The organism is Nocardioides iriomotensis (assembly GCF_004168035.1).
Taxonomy (GTDB): domain Bacteria; phylum Actinomycetota; class Actinomycetes; order Propionibacteriales; family Nocardioidaceae; genus Nocardioides_B; species Nocardioides_B iriomotensis.
In genome coordinates this window covers 34,364-55,375 of sequence record NZ_SDPU01000014.1, presented here as the reverse complement: position 1 = coordinate 55,375, position 21,012 = coordinate 34,364, and the positions used below count along the sequence as shown (strand labels likewise).

Here is a 21,012-nt window from a genome sequence, read left to right as displayed (position 1 = left end):
CCCGGCCAGGCGGCCACCACCGCCGGAAGGGAAGAAGGACATGACCAGCAGGCCCCGCTCACGCACGGCCCTCAGCACCGCCGCCCTCCTGACCCTCGCACTGGGGGCGACCGCCTGCGGCGCCCGCGGTGCCGGCGCCGACGGGGGCGGCGAGGACGGCTACACGATCAAGTTCAGCCACGTCGTCACCCCGGACACGCCGAAGGGTCAGGCGGCCGAGCGCTTCGCGAAGGTCGTGGACGAGACCTGCGGCGACCAGCTCAGCGTCGAGGTGTACCCCAACTCCGAGCTGTACGGCGACGAGGACGAGCTGCAGGCACTGCAGTCGGGCGCCGTGCAGATGCTGGCCCCCGCGAGCGCCAAGTTCACCACCATCGCCCCACAGCTGCAGGTCCTCGACCTCCCGTTCCTCTTCGACTCGGTCGAGGACATCCCGAAGGTCGTGGCTCCCGACACCGCAGCCGGGAAGGCGATCTATGAGAACCCGGAGCTGGCCAAGCGCGGCATCAAGGTCCTCGGCCTGTGGGACAACGGGCTCAAGCAGCTGTCCTCCGACGACGCGATGACGCAGCCTAGCGACCTGCGCGGGCTGCGGTTCCGGATCCAGCCGTCGGACGTGCTGCGCAGCCAGTTCGAGGAATGGAGCGCGGAGACCACGCCCATGGCGTTCGCGGAGGTCTACAACGCGCTCCAGCAGGGCGTCATCGACGGCCAGGAGAACCCGTACTCCAACATCGAGTCGCAGAACATGCACACGGTGCAGAAGCACATCACCGAGTCCGACCACGGCTACATCGGCTACGTGCACACCATCAACAAGGAGTTCTACGACTCGCTGCCCGCGGAGCTGCAGACCTGTGTCGACGACGCGTCGGCGGAGGCGGCGACGTACAACCGTGAGGTCGCCGCGAAGCTGAACGACGAGGCGAAGCAGGTCATCGAGAAGGCCGGCGGCACGGAGATCACCGAGCTGACCGACGAGCAGCGGCAGGTCTTCGAGGACGCCGTCGTGCCCAAGGTCTGGAAGCAGTACGCCGACGTCATCGGCCAGGACCTGGTCGACGAGCTCCTCGCCCAGCGGTGACCGTGACGGGAAGGACGGGGTCGCCCGGGTCCGGACGGCCCGACCATGCGCCCACTCGTCCATCGCACCCGCTCGATGACGGACTGGCCAAGGTCGAGAACGTGCTGGCCGCCGGCTCCCTGGCGGCCGCGGCCGTGCTCGCGATCGTCGCCGTGATCCTGCGGACGGGGTTCAACCAGATCCTGTTCTGGTCGGAGGAGGCGATCATCTACCTGGTCATCTGCTCCACGTTCTTCGGCGCCGTGGTCACGCTGCGCCACAACGAGCACGTCAACGTGGATGTCATCGCGGTCTTCCTCAAGGAGCGCGGCAAGCGGGTCATGGCCGGGATCGCCACCGTGGTGACACTGGTCTACCTCGGCGCCATCGGCTGGTTCGCCTGGGCGCTGGTCCTCGATCCGCGCTCGAGCGCCACGCTCACCCCGGCCATGGATCTGCCGCTGTGGGTGGTGACCCTGCCGGTGCCGATCGGCCTGACGCTGATGTTCGTGCGCACCGTCCAGGTGCTGGTGCGGCTGCTGCGGGGGCAGGACCCCTACCCAGGCTCCGCAGCGACCCTGCTGGAGGCCGAGGGCGGCGCCGCGCTCGGCCTCGACGCCGAGGCGGACGCCGGGGACCGGCTACCGCCCACTCGTGAGACCGACCGCCCCGACGACCGGAAGGACGACCGGTGACCGAGGCCACGATCGCCCTGCTGGTGGTGCTCTTCGCGCTGCTCTTCTCGTCCGCCCCCATCGCGGTGGCGCTCGGGCTCACGACCTTCGTCTACTTCTTCTACTTCACGACCATCCCGCTCACCCAGGTGCCCGAGACACTGTTCAACGCGCTCAACACCTTCCCGTTGATGGCGATCCCGTTCTTCGTGCTCGCCGCGACCCTGATGAGCCGGGGCGGCATCAGCGAGCGCCTGACCAAGGTCGGGATCGCGGCCGTCGGCGGTTTCCGCGGCGGACTCGCGATGACCGCCGTTCTGTCGTGCGTCTTCTTCGCGGCGATCTCCGGCTCGAGCCCCGCGACCGTGGTGGCGGTCGGCACGCTCCTGATCCCGGCCATGATCAGGAACGGCTACGACCGGCAGTTCTCCACCGGCCTGATCGCGACGTCGGGCTCGCTCGGCATCCTGATCCCGCCGTCGATCCCGCTCATCGTCTACGGGATCGCGACCGAGCAGTCGATCGGCGACCTGTTCATCGCGGGCATCGTGCCGGGGCTGTTCGCCGGCGCCCTGCTGCTCGTGATGGTCGTCGTCGTCTCGCGGCGACGCGGCTACGGCTCGGGCGAGAACGCCTTCGTCCTGAGAAGGCAGGAGAAGGTGCGCGCGTTCCGCGACGCGGCGCTGAGCCTGCTGCTCCCGCTGTTCGTGCTCGGCGGCATCTACGGCGGCTTCTTCACGCCGACCGAGGCCGCGGCGATGGCGGTGTTCTACGCGCTGATCATCTCGTTGTTCGTCTACCGGGAGATCACGGTCAAGGACCTCGGCTCGATCCTGCTCGCGTCGGCGCGGACCTCGGCGATGGTCATGTTCATCATCGCCAACGGCATCTTGTTCTCGTTCGTGCTGACCTCGGAGCGGATCCCCAACGACATCACCGAGGCGCTGGTGTCGCTGGACCTCGCACCGTGGAGCTTCCTCGCCATGGTGACGGTCATCCTGCTCATCGCCGGGTGCTTCATGGAGACGTCGAGCGCGATCCTCATCCTCGCGCCGATCCTCTTCCCGATCGCCATGGAGCTCGGCATCGATCCGATCCACCTCGGCATCATCATGGTGATGAACCTGGAGATCGGCATGATCACCCCGCCGCTCGGGCTCAACCTGTTCGTCGCCAGCGGCCTGTCCGGGATGAGCGTGTTGCGGGTCGCGAAGGCCTCGATCCCCTCCGCCGTCGTGCTCCTCGGCGCACTCCTGGTGGTCACCTACGTCCCGTGGTTCACCCAGGTCCTCCTGGAGTGACCAGCGAGATCAGGACACGAGCACGACGTGCAGGGTGCGGGGGCCGTGCACGCCCTCGACCCGGTCGAGCTCGATGTCGCTGGTCGCGGACGGCCCGCTGATCCAGGTCTGCGGGCGGCCCCGGTAGGACTCCGCGTCCAGCAGGCGTACGGCGTCCGGCACGTCGGCGACGACCTGGTCAGCACGCACCACGCACACGTGCAGGTCCGGCACCAGCGACAGCGCGCGGCGGCCCTCGCCGGGCCCGTGGGTCAGCACGATCGTGCCGGTCTCGGCGATGCCGACGGTGGCGGCGGTGACGACGGCGGCGTACCCGTCGAGGTCGGTGGCGGTGAACCCGTCGTCGGCGACACCCGGCACGTCCCAAAGCAGGCCGGGCGGGAGCACGACCCGGGCACCGGTCGGCAGGATCGAGGCGACCGTGCGGATCACGTCGGCTTCGGCGCAGCGGGTGACCTGGGCGCGGTAGTCCTCGACCCGTTCGACGAACCGCGTCAGCAGCCCGGAGCGGTCGAGCCGCTCCGGTCGGGACCGGTAGCCGCGCGGCACCTGCACGGGCGCCACGTCGGTGCCGGCGAGCGCGCCGCGGACACGCGCCAGGATCTCGGACCGCGCGTCAGGCTTGGTCGTCATCGCGGCCCCCGTCGGTGCGCTGCCACCAGGCGCGGAACGACTCGGCCGCCGGTGGCGGGAGGTCGCGGGCGGACGTCCAGCGGTGGGCGACGCCGAGCAAGCGGGCGGCCCGGAGCCCGAGCGGGGTGAGCTTCTCGGCGAGGCCGAGCCGGCGTCCGGTGCGGAGCGTGGCGGCGGCTCCCTTCATCGCGACGCCGGTGACCGAGGGGCGGCCGCGGTGGGCGTCGACGACCTTCGCGCGCTGGTCGACCAGGATCGACGGGATGTCGATGCGCACCGGGCAGGCCTCGAAGCACGCGCCGCACAGCGTGGAGGCGTAGGGCAGCGAGTCGGTCTGCGGGTCGTGGCCCGCGCCCTTGAGCAGCGGGTTGAGGATCGCGCCGATCGGGCCGGGGTAGACCGAGCCGTAGGCGTGGCCGCCGGTGCGCTCGTAGACCGGGCAGACGTTGAGGCACGCGGAGCACCGGATGCAGCGCAAGGCCTGCCGGCCGAGCTCGTCGGCGAGCGCCCGGGTGCGGCCGTTGTCCAGCAGCACCACGTGCACCTGCTGCGGCCCGTCGCCGGGCGTGACCCCGGTCCACGTGGAGGTGTAGGGGTTCATCCGCTCCCCCGTCGACGACCGCGGGAGGAGCTGGAGGAACACGTCGAGGTCGTCGTACGTCGGCACGACCTTCTCGATCCCGACGACGGACACGAGGATCTCGGGCAGGGTCAGGCACATCCGGCCGTTGCCCTCGGACTCGACGACGACCAGCGTGCCGGTCTCGGCGACGGCGAAGTTGGCGCCGGAGACGGCCATCCGGGCCCGCAGGAACTTCTCCCGCAGGTGCAGCCGCGCGGCCTCCGCGAGCCGGGCCGGGTCGTCGGTGAGGTCGTCGGGGGCGGGCCGGCCGGCGGCAGCCATCGACCGCTCGAAGATCGCCTTGATCTCCGCGCGGTTGCGGTGGATCGCGGGCACGAGGATGTGCGAGGGCAGGTCGTCGCCGAGCTGCACGATCAGCTCGGCCAGGTCGGTCTCCCAGGCCGCGACGCCCTCGGTGGCGAGCGCCTCGTTGAGGCCGATCTCCTGGGTGACCATCGACTTGACCTTGACGACCTCGTCGACGGCGTTGTCCTTGGCCACCCGCGCCACGATCCGGCAGGCCTCCTGGGCGTCGCGGGCCCAGTGCACGGTGGCGCCGCGGGCGGTGAGCGCGGTCTCGAGCGTGAGCAGGTGCTCGTCGAGGTGGCGCAGGGTGTTGTCCTTGATCGCCGCGCCCGCCAGCCGCAGCTCCTCCCAGTCGTCCACCTCGGACACGACGTGGAGCCGCTTGGCCCGGATCGTGCCCGTGGCGTGGGCGAGGTTGGCGCGCAGCTGGGAGTCGGCGAGCGCCGTCCGGGCGGCCGCGGGGAAGGCCGGCATCCCGACGAAGGTCGCTCGGGTGGTCGAGCCGCCCCGGGTGGTCGAGCCTGTCGAGACCACTACCCTCCCTCCTTCATCGCCAGCACCTCCGCGAGGTGCATCACCCGGATGCCGCTGCGCTGCCGCGACAGCAGGCCGCCGATGTGCATCAGGCACGACGAGTCGCCGGCGACGAGCACCTCGGCGCCGGACGCGACGACGTTGCGGGCCTTGTCCGAGCCCATCGCGATGGAGGTGTCGGCGTTCTTCACCGCGAACGTGCCGCCGAAGCCGCAGCACGACTCGGCCTGCGGCAGGTCCACGAGCCGGATGCCCCGCACCTCGCGCAGCAGCCGGAGCGGCCGGTCGCCGACGCCGAGCATCCGCAGCGAGTGGCAGGTCGGGTGGTAGGTGACGGTGTGCGGGAACGACGCCCCGACGTCGGTCACGCCGAGCACGTCGACGAGGAACTCGGTGAGCTCGAGGACCTTCGGCGCCACCTCGGCGACCGAGGTCTCCAGCCCGCTGTCGCCCGAGCGCCGGGCGACCAGCGCGTGCTGGTGCCGGGCCGAGCCGGCGCAGGAACCGGAGGGCGTGACGACGTAGTCGTAGCCGGCGAAGGCGTCGACGAAGGTGCGGACGACGGGCACCGCCTCGTCGAGGTAGCCGGTGTTGACCATCGGCTGCCCGCAGCAGGTCTGCGCCTGCGGGAACTCCACGTCGACCCCGACACGACGCAGCAGCGACACGACCGCCTTCCCCGCGTCGGGGAACAGCGCGTCGTTGAGGCACGTCACCATCAGCGCCACCCGCATGCGGCTCACCCTCGCACAGCCCGCTCGGCGGCGTCCCAGTCGCCGACCTCCGCGGGCTCGTGGCGCACCAGCTCGTGGGTGGCGCGGACCAGCGCGCGCATCGCGGCGAGGTCGGGCAGGTCGGCGCCCAGCGCGCGGGCCTGGACGAGCACGTTGCCGAGCGCGGCGGCCTCGACCGGGCCGGCCAGCACGGGGACGCCGCAGGCCGACGCGGTCAGCGCGCAGAGCAGCTCGTTGCGGGCGCCGCCGCCGACGACGTGCACGACCTCGACGCCGACGCCGGAGAGCGCGGCGGCTCGCCGGACGACGCGGCGGTAGGCGAGGGCGAGGCTGTCGAGGACGCATCGGGCGACCTCGGCGCGGGTGCCGGGCACCGGCTGGCCGGAGGCCGCGCACGCCGCCGCGATCCGGGCCTCCATGTCGCCGGGCGGCAGGAACTCCGGGGCCTCCAGGTCGACCACCGACCGCAGCGCGGGTACGGCGGCCGCCTCCGCGAGCAGGTCCGCGAGCCCGACGTCCTCGCCCCGGGACTCCCAGGTGCGGATCGCCTCGGAGAGGACCCAGAGCCCGGACACGTTGCGGAGGAAGCGGATCGTCCGGTCGACGCCGCCCTCGTTGGTGAAGTCGGCCTCGCGAGCCGCGTCGCTGAGCACCGGCTCGTCGAGCTCGACGCCCACCAGCGACCAGGTGCCCGAGGAGATGTAGGCCGCGCGCGACCGGTGGGTGAACGGCACGCCCACGACGGCGGACGCGGTGTCGTGCGAGCCGACCGCGACGACGGGAGTGCCGGCCGGCAGGCCGACGGCGGCGGAGACGTCCGGCAGCAGCGAGCCGATGGTCGTGCCCGGGTCGCGCAGCGGCGGCAGGATCCGCGCCGGCACACCGACCTTCTCGGCGAGCCCGGTCGCCCAGTCGCGTCCGCGCACGTCGTACAGCTGCGTGGTGGAGGCGTTGGTGCGCTCGGCGCCGACCTGGCCGGTCAGCCAGTAGGCCAGGAGGTCGGGGACCAGCAGCATCGTCTCCGCGCCACCGAGGAGGTCGGGCGCGGAGACGAGCTGGTACAGGGTGTTGAAGGGCAGCTGCTGCAGGCCGGTGGTGGCGTAGAGCTCCTCCTCCGGCACGACCTCGACGACCCGCTCGCGGACCCCGTCGGTGCGGCTGTCGCGGTAGGCGACGACCGGCCCGACGAGCTCGCCGGTGGTGTCGAGCAGGCCGTAGTCGACGGCCCAGGAGTCGATCCCGACGCCGTCGACCGGTCCCCCGGCCGCGGCGGCCCGGAGGCCGGCGAGCACCTCGGCGTGCAGGGCGCGCACATCCCAGGTGAGCGCGCCGTCGACCTCGACCGCCCCGTTGCGGAAGCGGTGCACCTCCTCGAGGTCGAGGAGGTCCGGGCCGACCGTGCCGACCATGACCCGCCCGCTGCTGGCGCCGAGGTCGACCGCGGCGACGCGCAGCGGACGGGTCCCGCTCATCGCAGGAAGCCGGCCGCGACGCCCGCGTCGACCGGGACGTGCAGGCCCGTGGTGTGCGTCAGGTCGCCGCCGGTCAGCGCGAACACCGCGTTGGCGACGTGCTCGGGCAGCACCTCGCGCTTGAGGAGGGTGCGCTGGGCGTAGAACGCGCCCAGGTCCTTCTCCTCCACGCCGTACACGGCGGCGCGCTGGGCGCCCCAGCCCTGGGCGAAGATGCCGGAGCCGCGGACGACCCCGTCGGGGTTCACGCCGTTGACCCGGATGCCGTGCTCGCCGAGCTCGGCCGCGAGCAGCCGCACCTGGTGCGCCTGGTCGGCCTTGGCGGCGCCGTAGGCGACGTTGTTCGGGCCGGCGAACACGGAGTTCTTCGAGGAGATGTAGACGATGTCACCGCCCATCCCCTGCTCGACCATCGTCTTCGCCACCGCGCGCGACACCAGGAACGAGCCCTTGGCCATCACGTCGTGCTGGAGGTCCCAGTCCTTCTCGGTGGTCTCCAGCAGCGGCTTGGAGATCGAGAGGCCGGCGTTGTTGACGACGAGGTCGACACCACCGAAGGCGAGCGCGGCCGCGTCGACGGCCGCCTGCACCGCGTCGGCGTCGGTGACGTCGGCGACGACGGAGATCGCACGGTCGGTGGTGCCGATGCCCTCCGCGACCGCACGGGCCCCGTCGGCGTTCAGGTCGGCCACGACGACGCAGGCACCCTCGGCGCCGAGCCGCTCGGCGATCGCCTTGCCGATGCCGGAGCCGGCACCGGTGACGAGCGCGACCCGGCCGGCGAGCGGCTTGGGCTTCGGCATCCGCTGGAGCTTGGCCTCCTCGAGCGACCAGTACTCGATGCGGAACTTCTCGCTCTCGGCGATCGGGGCGTAGGTCGACACCGCCTCGGCGCCGCGCATCACGTTGATCGCGTTGACGTAGAACTCACCCGCCACGCGGGCGGTCTGCTTGTCCTTGCCGAACGAGAACATCCCGACGCCCGGCACCAGCACGATCGCCGGGTCGGCACCGCGCATGGCGGGGCTCTCGGGCGTCGCGTGCCGGTCGTAGTAGGCGGCGTACTCCTCCCGGTAGGCGACGTGCAGCTCCTTGAGCCGGGTGACCACGTCCTCGAGCGGGGCGGTGCCGGGCAGGTCGACCACCAGCGGACGGACCTTGGTGCGCAGGAAGTGGTCGGGGCAGGAGGTGCCGAGCTCGGCGAGCGGCTGCAGCTTCTCGCGCGAGAGGAACTCCAGCACCACGTCGCTGTCGTCGAAGTGGCCGAGCTGCGGGGCGTCGGTCGAGGCGAGGCCCCGGACCACCGGCGCCAGGGCGGCGGCGCGGGCGCGACGCTCGGACTCGGGCAGCGCCTCGAATCCGGGGACGACCGCACCGAACGGCTCGGCCTTGCCGTGCGAGGCGAGGAACTGCTCGGCGGTGCGGATGATCTCCAGCGAGTTGCGCTCGCACTCGTCGGAGGTGTCGCCCCACGCGGTGATGCCGTGCCCGCCGAGGATCACGCCGATCGCCTGCGGGTTGTTGCGCTTGACCTCGGCGATGTCGAGGCCGAGCTGGAAGCCGGGGCGGCGCCAGTCGACCCAGGTGACCTTGTCGCCGAAGCACTCCTTGGTCAGCGCCTCGCCGTCGGCGGCGGTCGCGAGCGCGATGCCGGAGTCGGGGTGCAGGTGGTCGATGTGTGCCGCGTCGACGAGCCCGTGCATCGCGGTGTCGATCGACGGCGCCGCGCCGCCCTTGCCGTGCAGGCAGTAGTCGAACGCCGCGACCATCTCGTCCTCGCGCTCGACGCCCGGGTAGACGGCGACCAGGGACCGGAGCCGGTCGAGCCGCAGCACCGCGAGGCCGGCCTCGGTGAGGGTGCCGAGGTCACCGCCGGAACCCTTCACCCACAGCAGCTCGGTGGGCTCGGAGGTGACCGGGTCGGTCGCCGTGCCCTTGGCGGAGGTGTTGCCGCCGGCGTAGTTGGTGTTGCGGGCGTCCGCCCCGAGACGGTTCGACCGGGCGATCAGGTCGCCGGGGGTCTGGTCACTCACGTCAGTTCCATCCTGCCTGGGTGCCACCCACGCGGGCGGCCTCGATGTCGTCCTGGTAGCCCGAGGCGAGGAAGGCCCGCATCGGGTCGGCGGGCAGGCCGCGCTGCTCGCGCCAGCCCGCCAGGTCACGTCGTACGTCGGTGTAGAACGCGTCCATGTAGATCTCGTTGGCGAGCAGCACGTCGCCGTCGGTGCGCGCCGCGTCGAGCGCGGCGGTGTCGAGCAGCAGGGCGCGGGTGAGCATCTCCTGCACGTTGAGCACCGACCGGATCTGGCCGGGGATCTTCTTCTCGATGTTGTGGCACTGGTCGAGCATCAGCGCGGTCTGGCTGCCCTCGCCGTACCCGCCGCCGCGCACGACCTCGACGAGGATGCGGAACAGCTGGAACGGGTCGGCCGCGCCGACGATCAGGTCGTCGTCGGCGTAGAACCGGCTGTTGAAGTCGAACGAGCCGAGCCGGCCCAGCCGCAGCAGCTGCGCGACGATGAACTCGATGTTGGTGCCCGGCGCGTGGTGCCCGGTGTCGAGGCAGACGAACGCCTTGGGCCCGAGCGCGCTGACGTGGGCGTACGACGTGCCCCAGTCCGGGACGTCGGTGTGGTAGAACGCCGGCTCGAAGAACTTGTACTCCAGCACCATCCGCTGGTCTCCGCCTAGCCGGTCGTAGATCGTGCGCAGGCCCTCGGCGAGCCAGTCCTGGCGGGCGCGGATGTCGCCCTGGCCGGGGTAGTTGGTGCCGTCGGCGAGCCAGATCTTCAGGTCGCGCGACCCCGTCTGGTCCATCACGTCGATGCAGGCCAGGTTGTGGTCGACGGCCTTCTGCCGGATCTTCGGGTCGGCGTGGGTCAGGCTGCCGAGCTTGTAGTCGTCGTCCTGGAACGTGTTGGAGTTGATCGTCCCCAGTGCGACGCCCTGGTCGTCGGCGTACGCCTTGAGCTTGCCGAAGTCGTCGACCAGGTCCCACGGGATGTGCAGGGCCACGGTCGGCGCGAGCCCGGTGAACCGGTGCACGGCCGCGGCGTCGGCGATCTTCTCCTCGACCGTGCGCGGGGTGCCGGGGCTGCCGAACACCTTGAACCGGGTGCCGGAGTTGCCGTAGGCCCACGACGGGACCTCGACCGCGAGGTGGTCGAGCTGGTCGGCCACCGCCTCGAAGCTGGTCATCTCACTCATCTCGTCTCAGTGCTGCTGCTGTCGTGCGCCGCGAGCTGGTCCTCCAGGTGGAAGACCTCCTCGAGCTGCACGAACCCCGTGTCGGGCCGGGCGTCGCCCAGCTCCTCGAAGAACTCGCCCATCTCGGCCTGCCACCGGGCGTTGACCTCGGTGGCCGCCATCGCCGCCTGCGCGTCCTCGAGCGACGGCGTCTCGACGTACCCGATGAGCAGCCCGTCGTCGCGCAGGAACAGCGAGTAGTTGTGCCAGCCGCTGGCGGCCAGCGCCCGGAGCATGTCCGGCCACACGGCCGCGTGCCGGGCCTTGTACTCGTCGATCCGCTCCGGCTTCACCTGGAGCTGGAAGCACACGCGCTGCATCGGTTCCTCCGGGTGGTCGGGCTTGTCGAGACCACTGATCCCGACAAGCCCGACCGTCGCGGTGACGACTCAGAAGTCGAAGTCGTCGATGTTGGACTCGTCGAACACGAACGGGTCACCGAGCAGGACGGAGTTGTCCTCCTCGACGGTGTACTCGCCGAGGTCGCCGGCCTGGAATTTGTCGCCCGGGTCGCCGTTGATCTCGCCGGTGGCGAGGGCGTCGGCGGCGTACGTCGCGAGGGCGCCGAGGTCCTCCGGGTTCCAAAGGGCGAACGCGGTGACGGTGCCGTCCTTGACGTACTCGCGCATCTGGTTCGGCGTGCCGAGGCCGGTCAGCATGACCTTGCCCTTCTTGTCCGAGTCGGACAGGTAGCGCGCCGCGGCGGAGATGCCGACCGTGGTCGGGCTGATGATGCCCTTGAGGTCCGGGTGCGACTGCAGCAGCGCCGCGGTCTCGTCGAAGGACTTCTGGTCGTCGTCGTCGCCGTAGACGGTGTCGACGAGCTCGATGTCGGCGTAGTCGGGGTTCGACTCCAGCTCGGACTCCATCATCTTGATCCAGGCGTTCTGGTTGGTCGCGTTGGCCGAGGCCGACAGGATCGCGATCTCACCGGAGCCACCGATCTGCTCGGCGATCAGCTCGAGCTGGACCTTGGCGATGCCCTCGGCGGTCGCCTGGTTGATGAACAGGTCGCGGCACTCCGGGTCGGTGTCGGAGTCGAAGGTGACGACCTTGGTGCCGGCGTCGCGGGCCTCGTTGAGGGCGTCGCAGATCGCGGTCGGGTCGTTGGCCGACACGATGAGCGCGCCGACGCCCTGCTGCGCCGCGGTGTTGATGTACTGCACCTGCGCGTCGGGGCTGGCCGTCTCCGGCCCGACCTCCTCGAGGTCGTCCCCGAGGTCCGTGGCCGCGGCCTTGGCGCCCTTGGTGCTGGTGTCGAAGTAGGGGTTGCCGAGGTTCTTCGGCAGCATCGTGATCGAGACGGCCTCGCTGCTGCTGCCGCCGTCGCCGCCGTCGGCACTCTCGGAGTCCCCGCCGCACGCGGTGAGGACCATCGCGCCGCTGAGCAGCAACGCGCTGAAGGCGGTTGCCCGCTTCGAGTGGAACTTCATCAGTTCTACCTTTCCTGTGTTCCCACGCCGACCGGCGCGCTGGAGGGGCTCGGGCCCCGGTTGTTCCGCCTGGAGGCGAGGCCCGAGAGGGCCGCCAGGACGCTGGGGGTCATCACCGACGCCACGAGGAGCAGGCCGATGATGATGTTGGTGACGTTGACCGTGACGCCCTCGAGCCGGAGGGCGCTGGAGATCACGCCGATCAGCAGGACGCCGGCGATCACGCCGTGCAGGCGGCCGCGGCCGCCGAAGATGGACACGCCGCCGAGCAGCACCGCGGCGATGACCTGGAGCTCCATGCCCGTGGCGTTGTCGCCGCGGGCGCTGCCGAACCGGAGTGTGAAGTAGACGCCGGCGAGCGCGGACACGGCGCCGGAGAGCACGAACAGGATCAGCTTGGTGCGCTCGACCGGTACGCCGGTGAAGTGTGCGGCCTCGCTGTTGAGGCCGATGTCGAAGACGCCGCGGCCGAACGACGTGAAGTGCAGCAGGAACGCGAAGGCGATCGCGAGCACGACGAACAGGATCATCACCACCGGGACGCCGGTCGCACCGATCTTGGCGGTGGCCAGGTCGGTCCAGCGGTCGTCGAACCCGGTGACCGCCTTGGTGCCGACGAGGCCGGCGGCGACGCCGCGGAACAGCGCGAGCGTCCCGATCGTCACGGCCAGCGACGGCAGCCCGACGTACGCGACGAGGAAGCCGTTGAGCGCGCCGCACGCCACGCCGGCCAGCACCGCGACGAGCGCCGCGACCGGGATGGAGTAGCCGGCCTCGAACAGCACGCCGAGCAGGACGCTGCTCAGCCCGACCACGCTGGCGACCGACAGGTCGATCTCTCCGGTGACGATCACCAACGTCATGGGCAGCGCGATCAGCAGGATCGGCGCGGTGTCGAGCAGCAGGTAGGTCAGTGTCAGCGGGCCGTCGAAGTTCTCGACGTTGCCGATCGAGTAGAAGACGACCGCGACGAGCACGGCGATGATCGCGGTCTCGCGGGTGAGCAGCAGCCGGCGCCAGAGCGGGTACTCGTGGGCGACGTACGACCGGGTGGTGGCCTGAAGGGTGGTCATGAGTCGTCCCTCGCTTCGATGAGCTTGCGGGCCTGGCGGGCTGAGAGCACCCGGTCGAGGACGATGGCGCCGAGGATCAGGACGCCGACGACGGCGCGCTGCCAGAAGTCCGGGATGCCGAGGATCGGGAGTGCGCGGTCGATGGTGACCAGGAGGATCGCGCCGATCGCGGCGCCCCAGACCGTGCCGCTGCCGCCGAAGATCGCGACACCGCCGATCACCACCGCGGCGACCGCTTCGAGCTCGATGTTGACGCCTGCTGCCGAGCTGACCGTGCCGTACCGGGCGGCGTGCAGGACGCCGGCGAGGCCGGCGAGCGCACCGCTCAGGACGAAGGCGGACAGGACGCGCCGGCGGACCCGCAGGCCGTAGAGGACGGCCGCGTCGGGGTCGGAGCCGATGGCGTAGAGCTCGCGGCCACCGCGGTGGGAGTACAGGTAGTAGCCGACCGCGGCCACGACGACCACGGCGACGAGGAAGAGGATCGGGATGCCGAGGACCGAGCGGGTGCCGAGCCGCAGGAAGTCCTTGGGCAGGTCCCCGGCGTTGATCCGGTTGCTGCCGGCCCAGGTGAGGACGATGCCGCGGTAGATGTAGAGCGTGCCGAGCGTGATCACCAGCGCCGGCACCCGGCCGAACGAGACGAGCATGCCGTTGACGAGGCCGAGGAGTCCCCCGGCCAGGACACCGATCGCGATGACGGCGACGATCGGGATGCCGGGGAAGTCGATGAACATCCGGCCGGTGAGGTACGCCGTGAACCCGAGCACCGACCCGACGGACAGGTCGACGTTGCGGGTGATGATGACGACCGCCTGCCCCGCGGCGAGGATCAGCAGGATCGCCGGGGTGAGCAGCAGGTCGCGCCAGGAGTTGGCGCTGAACAGGAAGTTCGGCTGCTTGACGGTCGTGACCGTGATCAGCGCGATCAGCACCAGCAGGATCGACATCTCGCGCGAGCGCACGACGGTGTCGAACCAGCGCCGCGCCGGCGACTGCCGGCTGGGCTCGACGAGCCGGTCGACGGCGGCGTCGTGGCCCAGCGCGTGGGTCGTGGACGTGTCGCTCATGACGCCGCCTCCTGGCTGCTGCGGGTGGCGGCCCGCATGACGTTCTCGGGGGTCGCCTCGTCGCGGGGGATGTCGGCGGTGATGCGGCCCTCGCAGACGACGAGGACGCGGTCGGCCATGCCGAGCACCTCGGGGAGCTCGGAGGAGATCATCAGGATCGCCATGCCCTGCCCGGCCAGCTCGGAGAGCAGGCGGTGCACCTCGGCCTTGGTGCCGACGTCGATGCCGCGGGTGGGCTCGTCGATGATCAGCAGCCGGGGGTTGGTGGCCAGCCACTTGGCGATGACGACCTTCTGCTGGTTGCCGCCGCTCATGGTCGCGGCGTTCATGTCGAGGGCGCCGGTCTTGACCTCGAGCCTGCCGGCCCAGGGTGCCGCGGAGCGCGACTCGGCCGCACCGGTGAGGAGCCCGGCCCTGGCCAGGCCGCCGCGGATGACGCCGGAGATGTTGCGCGCCACGGACGACTCGGTGACGAGGCCCTGCTTGCGCCGGTCCTCGGGCACGAAGGCCATGCCGGCCCGGATCGCCGACCGCGGGTCGTGCGGCTTCACCGACCTCCCGGCCAGGGTGACCGAGCCGGCGTCGTACCGGTCGACGCCGAACACCGCGCGGGCGATCTCGCTGCGGCCGGCGCCGACGAGGCCGGCCAGGCCGACGATCTCGCCGGCGCGGACCTCGAACGAGACGTCGTGGAACTCGCCCGTGGAGCTCAGGCCCTCGACCTTCAGCACCGTCTCGCCGATCTCGGCGGGGGTCTTGGGGAACAGGTCGCCCACCTCGCGGCCGACCATCATCGCCACGATGGAGTCGACGTCGGTGTCGGCGGTGCGGACGGCGTCGACGTAGGAGCCGTCGCGCATCACGGTGATCGTGTCGCAGAGGTCGAAGACCTCGTCGAAGCGGTGCGAGATGAAGACCAGTGCCCGGCCCTCGTCGCGCAGGCTGCGGGCGACGGCGAACAGCCGCTCGACCTCGACGCCGCTCAGCGCGGCGGTCGGCTCGTCCATGATCAGCACGCGCGCGTCGAGCGAGATCGCCTTGGCGATCTCGATGATCTGCTGGTCGGCGATGGAGAGGCCGAGCGCCGGGCGGCGCGGGTCGATGTGCACGCCCAGGCGACGGAACAGCTGCTCGGCCTCGGTGTGCATCGCCGCGCGGTCGATCCGGCGGCCGGCGCCCACGGGCTGGCGGCCCATGAAGATGTTCTCGGTGACCGAGAGGTCCGGGAAGAGCGTCGGCTCCTGGTAGATCACCGCGATGCCCTCGGCCTTCGACTCGGCCGTGGAGCCGAAGTCCATGCTGCGGCCGTCGAGCAGCAGCTCGCCGGCGTCGCGGCGGTGCACGCCCGCGACGATCTTGACCAGGGTGGACTTGCCGGCGCCGTTCTCCCCCACCAGGGCGTGGATCGAGCCGGCCTCGACGCGCAGGCTGCCCGAGCGGAGCGCGACCACGGCGCCGAACGCCTTGGCCACGTCGCGCAGCTCGAGCGCTGCGGCCGGGCCGGTGGCGGGAGTCGGCTGACTCATGCGGGGGACCCTCCGTCGTCGTCGTTGGATTGAAAGGTTTCAACCCGTGCCTGGACGCTACGTGACCACCGCCACAGCGGTCAAGGGCTGTGATGCGAAAGTTTCCGTGTCTGCACGGAAACGGGTCCGTGCCGTACGCTGTCGCCGGCGTTGACGACGTTTCAACGCGAGGGCCTCGACAGGTGGTTCCTGAGCCTGTCGAAGGTCTCGACCGACCGGGTGGGTCTCGACAGGCTCGACCGACCGGGTGGGTCTCGAAGGCTCGACCAGCCGGGCAGCGGGAAGGAGGGGCGGCATGGCACGCGTGGGCGACGAGGGCGGCACGGCCGGCCCTGCCCGTTCGGCCGGCGTCAAGGACGTCGCCGCCCGGGCCGGGGTCTCGCTCGGCACCGTCTCCAACGTGCTCAACCGCCCGGACCGGGTCAGCGCCCGCACCCGCGAGCGCGTCGAGCAGGCGATGGCCGAGCTCGGCTTCGTCCGCAACGAGTCCGCCCGGCTGCTCCGCGCGGGCCGCAGCAGCACGCTCGCCTACGTCATGCTCGACGCGACCAACCCGTTCTTCACCGACGTCGCCCAGGGCATCGAGCGCGCGGCGGAGCAGGCCGACCTGTCGCTGTTCCTGTGCAACAGCGACCAGAGCGCCGAGCGCGAGCGGGTGTACCTGACCCGGCTGCAGGAGCAGCGCGTCCAGGGCGTCCTCATCACGCCGGTGGACCCCGACGAACCGCTGCTCGACGAGGTCGTCCGGCAGGGCACTCCCGTGGTCATCGTCGACCGCGTCCGCGACGTCGACTCGCACTGCTCCGTCGCCGTCGACGACGTCCTGGGCGGCCGGCTCGCGATCGAGCACCTGGTCGACCTCGGCCACCAGCGGATCGCGTTCGTCGGCGGCCCGGAGCGGATCGGGCAGGTCCGCGACCGCCGCCGCGGCGCGCAAGCCGCGCTGGCCGACGCCGGGCTGCCCGCGGACGCGCTCGTCGAGGTCAGGACCGAGGCGCTCACCGTCTCCGAGGGGCGCAACGCCGGGGAGCGCATCGCCGGGATGCCATCCGCGACTCGGCCGACCGCGGCGTTCTGCGCCAACGACCTGGTCGCCCTGGGCCTGCTGCAGAGCTGCGTCGGCCTCGGCCTGCGGGTGCCGGACGATCTCGCGATCGTCGGGTTCGACGACATCGAGTTCGCCGCGGCCGCCGCCGTACCGCTGACGTCGGTGCGACAGCCGCGCGGCCAGCTCGGCCGACGGGCCACCGAGCTGCTGCTCGACGAGGCGACCAACCCCGACCACCGGCACGAGCAGGTGCTGTTCACCCCGGAGCTGGTGGCCCGGGCCTCGACCCGGCGGTCCTGACCGGATCGGAAACTAGTAGGGCGTCCAACTATCATGCGCCCATGCCTGCGTCCCGTGTGCTGCCCACCGAGGAGGCCGCCGACCTGATCGGCCTCGTCCGCGACCTCGTGACCAAGGAGCTGGCGCCCCGCGCCGCCGAGGCGGAGGCGACGGAGACGTTCCCGCGCGACGTGTTCCGGCTGCTCGGCCGCGCGGGTCTGCTCGGGCTCCCCTATCCGGAGGAGTACGGCGGGGGCGCGCAGCCGTACGAGGTCTACCTCCAGGTGCTGGAGGAGATCGGCGCCGCGTGGAGCAGCGTCGGCGTCGGGGTCAGCGTGCACGCGCTCAGCTGCTTCGGCCTGGCCACCCGCGGCACCGAGGAGCAGCGGCAGAAGTTCCTGCCCGACATGCTCGGCGGCGACCTTCTCGGCGCGTACTGCCTGTCCGAGCCGCAGGCCGGCTCGGACCCGGCGGCGATGTCCACCCGCGCCCGGCGTGACGGCGACGACTACGTCCTCGACGGCGCGAAGGCCTGGACCACCCACGGCGGACACGCCGACTTCTACAAGGTGATGGCCCGCACCAGCGGCGAGCCGGGCGACCGCGCCGGCATCTCCTGCTTCCTCGTGCCCGCCGACGCCGCGGGGCTGACCGCCGACGCGCCCGAGAAGAAGATGGGCCTCACCGGCAGCGCCACCGCCACGATGCGGTTCGACGGCGTGCGCGTCCCGGCGGAGCGCCGGCTGGGCGAGGAGGGCGAGGGCCTCAAGATCGCCCTCGCCGGCCTCGACTCCGGCCGGCTCGGCATCGCCGCCGTCGCCACCGGGCTCGCCCAGGGCGCGCTCGACCAGGCCGTCGCCTACGCCCAGGAGCGCGAGACGTTCGGCCGGGCGATCATCGACCACCAGGGCCTCGCGTTCGTGCTCGCCGACATGGAGGCCGCGGTCGAGACCGCCCGGGCGACGTACCTCGCCGCCGCCCGCCGCAAGGACCAGGGCCTGCCGTTCTCCACCCAGGCGTCGGTCGCCAAGCTCGTCGCCACCGACAACGCCATGAAGGTCACCACCGACGCCGTCCAGGTGCTCGGCGGCTACGGTTACACGCGCGACTTCCCGGTCGAGCGCTACATGCGCGAGGCCAAGGTCATGCAGATCTTCGAGGGCACCAACCAGATCCAGCGCATGGTGATCGGGCGTGCACTCGCCAAGGGTGCGCCCGCGACCCTCCACGTCACCCAGCAGCAGGAGACCAGCTGATGCAGCTCACCGACACCGCCGCCATCGTCACCGGCGGCGCGTCCGGCCTCGGCCACGCGACCGCGGTCGCGCTCGCCAAGCACGGCGTCGACGTCTACGCCCTCGACCTCAACGTCGACGGCGCACCCCAGGTCGACGGGGTCACCTACGTCGCCACCGACGTCACCGACCCCGCCCAGGTCCAGGCCGCCGTCGACACGGCAGCCGCCTCCGCGCACCCGCTGCGGATCGTGGTCAACTGCGCGGGCGTCGGCCCCTCCATGCGGATCCTCGGCAAGAAGGGCCCGCACGACCTCGACTTCTACGCCACCGTCGTCAAGGTCAACCTGATCGGCTCGTTCAACGTGCTGACCCTGGCGGCCGAGAAGATCGCGGCCACCGACCCGCTCGAGGACGGCCAGCGCGGCGTCGCGATCAACACCGCCTCGATCGCGGCGTACGACGGACAGGTCGGCCAGGCGGCGTACGCCTCGTCCAAGGGCGGCATCGTCGGGCTGACCCTGCCCGCCGCGCGCGACCTGGCGCAGTACGGCATCCGGGTCGCCACCATCGCCCCCGGCATCGTCGAGACCCCGATGCTGGCCACCGTCTCCGACGAGTTCCGCGCCGGTCTGGCCGCCGGGGTGCCGTTCCCGCAGCGGCTCGGCCGCCCCGACGAGTACGCCCAGCTCGCGCTCGCGATCATCGACCACGACTACCTCAACGGCGAAGTCATCCGGATGGACGGCGCGCTGCGCATGGCGCCGCGCTGACACGCGACGACGGGGTGGCCGCTCCCTCCGAGCGGCCTCCCCGTCGTCCTGTCACTGCGTGTGCGCCCAGGTCAGCGGCGCACCAGCTTGCGCTGCAGCACCAGCGTGGCGCCGCCCGCGAGGAGCAGCAGCACACCGGCCGCGCCGAGCCCGCCCATCAGCGTGGACGCGCCGGTGTTGGGCAGCACGCCACCCTGGGGTGCGATCTGCTCGACACCTGCCACCACGGTCGGCGGACGGTTGTTGCCCGGCGGCGGTGCGGTCTCCTCCTCACCGAGGATCTCGGTGCAGAAGTCGTTCTCCGGCGCCGGGATGCACTCCGACGGAGGCGGCGTGACGCACGGGTTGGACTCCGACGGCACGCACACCGGGTTGCCCGGCGGGGTGGTGACGGTGTTGCAGTCCTTGTCCTCTCCCGGCTTGGGGACGCACGGCGGCGTCACCGGGTTGCAGTCCTTGTCCTGCCCCGGCTTCGGCTCGCACGGCGGCGTCACCGGGTTGCAGTCCTTGTCCTGCCCCGGCTTCGGCTCGCACGGCGGCGTCACCGGGTTGCAGGACGCGTCCTCCCCCGGCTTCGGCACGCAGGGTGCCACGGTCGGCGGCGACGTGCAGCCCGTGTGCGCGGGGTTGCCGGCGCTCTTGCCGTCCTTGCCGACACCGATGCCGTTGTTGGTGTCGCACTCGTAGCCGTTGTTGCCGTCGTCGGCGGCATTCGGCATCTGACCGGGCGGGTTCTTGTTGTCGGCCTTGCCGACGCAGCCCGCACAGGGCTTGCCGGTGGCCTTGCCGACGTCGTTGCCGTTGCCGGACGGAGAGCCGTCACGGGTCGAGCAGTAGACGCCGTCCGGGCACTGGCCGTTGGCCCCGCCCGTGTTGTCGTCGGCGCCGCTGATCGGCTGCGGCTGCGTCGGGTCGCCCGACGTACCGGCGGTGCCCTTGGTGGCGTGGTCGGACGCGGCGCCGTTGCCGCCGGCACCGTTCGCGGCGCCCTTGGCCTTGCCGTTGCCGTTGCCGTTCGACTTCGCCGCCGGAGCCGCCGCCGGAGCCGCCGCCGGCGCGGAAGCTGCCGGAGCGGGAGCCGCGGCCGCGGCCGCGTCACCGCTGTTGCCCGGGGCCGCGGGTGCCGCCGGAGCGGGCTCCGCGGCTGCCGGTGGGTCGGTGACCTGACCCGGCGGCTGACCGCCGTTGCCGTGTGAGTTTCCGTTGCCCGGGTCGGCGTTCGCCGGACCGAGGGTGAACATGCTGAAGGCGACCAGCAGCAACGCCAGCATCACAGGGATGCGACGCAGAGCAGGTCGCGGAGTGCGCGACATGCGAAACCTTCTTCCCCCCATCACCCCTGAGTGGTGACGGTTTCGAGAATGAACCACGGGCGCCGCCCCCCGGCGCCCCCAACGTGGGCCTCCCATTCCCAGGTTTCATTACATCCCCGGACGCACCCCCGCGTAAACCACAAAAACGGTCAGCATGTGCACAACTTGGCTCAGATTTCACTTTGAGAGGACAAAAGACCGTAGATCGTCTCGTTGAACGCGACGAACCGCGCCTCCTCGACGCCGGTCGCCGCGGCCCGCACCGTCCGCACGGCGGTGCGGACGGCGTCCTCCAGCGGCCAGCCGTAGATGCCCGCCGACACCAGCGGGAACGCCACCGAGCGGGCACCGACCTCGTCGGCGACCTCGAGGGCGCCGCGGTAGCAGGACTCCAGCAACGACCGGTCCCGCTCCCCCGCGCGGTAGTTGGGGCCGACGACGTGGATCACCCAGCGCGCGGGCAGGTCGTGGCCGGTCGTCCAGCCCGCCCCGCCCGTGGCCAGGCCGTCGGGGAACCGCTCCACGCACTCGTCGAGGAGGCCGGGGCCGGCGGCGGCGTGGATCGCGCCGTCGACGCCGCCGCCCCCGCGCATCCGGCGGTTGGCGGCGTTGACGACCGCGTCGACGTCCTGCGCGGTGATGTCGCCGCGGATCACGGTGAGCCGCACGGTCGCTCC

Annotated in this window: 19 protein-coding genes; 6 read left to right on the top strand and 13 right to left on the bottom strand. The window is 71.6% G+C overall.

The annotated features are described in order from the left end of the window. The first annotated feature begins 40 nt into the window (after nt 1-40). The 3 genes from ETU37_RS05665 to ETU37_RS05655 all read left to right on the top strand — a co-directional run bounded on the left by ETU37_RS05665 (nt 41) and on the right by ETU37_RS05655 (nt 3,038). Nucleotides 41-1,084 (top strand): DctP family TRAP transporter solute-binding subunit, encoded by a 1,044-nt coding sequence (locus tag ETU37_RS05665; protein ID WP_129986199.1) that lies wholly within the window; start codon nt 41-43, stop codon nt 1,082-1,084. 101 nt (nt 1,085-1,185) lie between these two features. Next, nucleotides 1,186-1,758 (top strand): TRAP transporter small permease, encoded by a 573-nt coding sequence (locus tag ETU37_RS05660; protein WP_165372414.1) that lies wholly within the window; start codon nt 1,186-1,188, stop codon nt 1,756-1,758. Next, complete coding sequence (locus ETU37_RS05655; protein ID WP_129986195.1) at nt 1,755-3,038, top strand: TRAP transporter large permease; 1,284 nt, start codon at nt 1,755-1,757, stop codon at nt 3,036-3,038. The genes ETU37_RS05660 and ETU37_RS05655 overlap by 4 nt, the downstream gene beginning before the upstream one ends. Before the next feature lie 9 nt (nt 3,039-3,047). Here ETU37_RS05655 and ETU37_RS05650 read toward each other — a convergent pair whose 3' ends face one another. From ETU37_RS05650 to ETU37_RS05600, 11 genes are all read right to left on the bottom strand, one after another. Further along, nucleotides 3,048-3,671 (bottom strand): LutC/YkgG family protein, encoded by a 624-nt coding sequence (locus tag ETU37_RS05650; protein WP_129986193.1) that lies wholly within the window; start codon nt 3,669-3,671, stop codon nt 3,048-3,050. Continuing rightward, a complete protein-coding gene (locus ETU37_RS05645) occupies nt 3,655-5,073 on the bottom strand; it encodes a lactate utilization protein B (protein ID WP_129986229.1) in 1,419 nt (472 codons plus the stop codon). Before ETU37_RS05645 ends, ETU37_RS05650 begins: the two co-directional genes overlap by 17 nt. A 59-nt stretch (nt 5,074-5,132) precedes the next feature. Then, on the bottom strand, nt 5,133-5,867 hold the full coding sequence (locus ETU37_RS05640; RefSeq protein ID WP_129986191.1) for a (Fe-S)-binding protein: 735 nt from the start codon (nt 5,865-5,867) through the stop codon (nt 5,133-5,135). Between the two features lie 5 nt (nt 5,868-5,872). After that, complete coding sequence (locus ETU37_RS05635) at nt 5,873-7,339, bottom strand: rhamnulokinase (protein ID WP_129986189.1); 1,467 nt, start codon at nt 7,337-7,339, stop codon at nt 5,873-5,875. After that, nucleotides 7,336-9,372, bottom strand: a complete 2,037-nt coding sequence (locus ETU37_RS05630) for a bifunctional aldolase/short-chain dehydrogenase (protein ID WP_129986187.1) — start codon at nt 9,370-9,372, stop codon at nt 7,336-7,338. Before ETU37_RS05630 ends, ETU37_RS05635 begins: the two co-directional genes overlap by 4 nt. Before the next feature lies 1 nt (nt 9,373). Beyond that, nucleotides 9,374-10,537, bottom strand: a complete 1,164-nt coding sequence (gene rhaI, locus ETU37_RS05625) for an L-rhamnose isomerase (RefSeq protein WP_129986185.1) — start codon at nt 10,535-10,537, stop codon at nt 9,374-9,376. A gap of 5 nt (nt 10,538-10,542) precedes the next feature. Next, nucleotides 10,543-10,905 carry an L-rhamnose mutarotase gene (locus ETU37_RS05620; RefSeq protein WP_129986183.1) on the bottom strand — a complete coding sequence of 121 codons (363 nt, stop codon included), beginning with the start codon at nt 10,903-10,905 and terminating at the stop codon, nt 10,543-10,545. Between the two features lie 69 nt (nt 10,906-10,974). Beyond that, nucleotides 10,975-12,018 (bottom strand): rhamnose ABC transporter substrate-binding protein, encoded by a 1,044-nt coding sequence (gene rhaS, locus ETU37_RS05615; protein ID WP_129986181.1) that lies wholly within the window; start codon nt 12,016-12,018, stop codon nt 10,975-10,977. A 5-nt stretch (nt 12,019-12,023) separates the two neighbouring features. Continuing rightward, the gene (locus tag ETU37_RS05610; protein WP_129986179.1) at nt 12,024-13,091 is read right to left on the bottom strand and encodes an ABC transporter permease; all 1,068 of its coding nucleotides are present in this window, start codon (nt 13,089-13,091) and stop codon (nt 12,024-12,026) included. Next, nucleotides 13,088-14,161 (bottom strand): ABC transporter permease, encoded by a 1,074-nt coding sequence (locus ETU37_RS05605; protein WP_129986178.1) that lies wholly within the window; start codon nt 14,159-14,161, stop codon nt 13,088-13,090. Before ETU37_RS05605 ends, ETU37_RS05610 begins: the two co-directional genes overlap by 4 nt. After that, entirely contained in the window at nt 14,158-15,687 is a 1,530-nt protein-coding gene (locus ETU37_RS05600; protein ID WP_129986176.1) for a sugar ABC transporter ATP-binding protein, read from the bottom strand. The genes ETU37_RS05605 and ETU37_RS05600 overlap by 4 nt, the downstream gene beginning before the upstream one ends. A gap of 295 nt (nt 15,688-15,982) precedes the next feature. Between ETU37_RS05600 and ETU37_RS05595 the strand changes: the two genes are divergently transcribed. The 3 genes from ETU37_RS05595 to ETU37_RS05585 are packed head-to-tail and all read left to right on the top strand — an operon-like array spanning nt 15,983 to nt 19,022. Further along, nucleotides 15,983-17,035 carry a LacI family DNA-binding transcriptional regulator gene (locus ETU37_RS05595; RefSeq protein ID WP_129986174.1) on the top strand — a complete coding sequence of 351 codons (1,053 nt, stop codon included), beginning with the start codon at nt 15,983-15,985 and terminating at the stop codon, nt 17,033-17,035. A gap of 41 nt (nt 17,036-17,076) precedes the next feature. Next, nucleotides 17,077-18,270, top strand: a complete 1,194-nt coding sequence (locus ETU37_RS05590; RefSeq protein WP_129986172.1) for an acyl-CoA dehydrogenase family protein — start codon at nt 17,077-17,079, stop codon at nt 18,268-18,270. Next, nucleotides 18,270-19,022: an SDR family NAD(P)-dependent oxidoreductase gene (locus ETU37_RS05585; RefSeq protein ID WP_129986170.1), complete on the top strand. Its 753-nt coding sequence runs from the start codon at nt 18,270-18,272 to the stop codon at nt 19,020-19,022. The genes ETU37_RS05590 and ETU37_RS05585 overlap by 1 nt, the downstream gene beginning before the upstream one ends. Before the next feature lie 71 nt (nt 19,023-19,093). Here the strand turns inward: ETU37_RS05585 and ETU37_RS23090 are convergent, their stop codons facing one another. Both ETU37_RS23090 and ETU37_RS05570 read right to left on the bottom strand, forming a co-directional pair. After that, nucleotides 19,094-20,293, bottom strand: coding sequence for a hypothetical protein (locus tag ETU37_RS23090; RefSeq protein ID WP_165372413.1), 1,200 nt, complete (start codon nt 20,291-20,293; stop codon nt 19,094-19,096). A gap of 212 nt (nt 20,294-20,505) precedes the next feature. Then, complete coding sequence (locus tag ETU37_RS05570) at nt 20,506-21,003, bottom strand: O-acetyl-ADP-ribose deacetylase (RefSeq protein WP_129986164.1); 498 nt, start codon at nt 21,001-21,003, stop codon at nt 20,506-20,508. Nucleotides 21,004-21,012 lie beyond the last annotated feature (9 nt).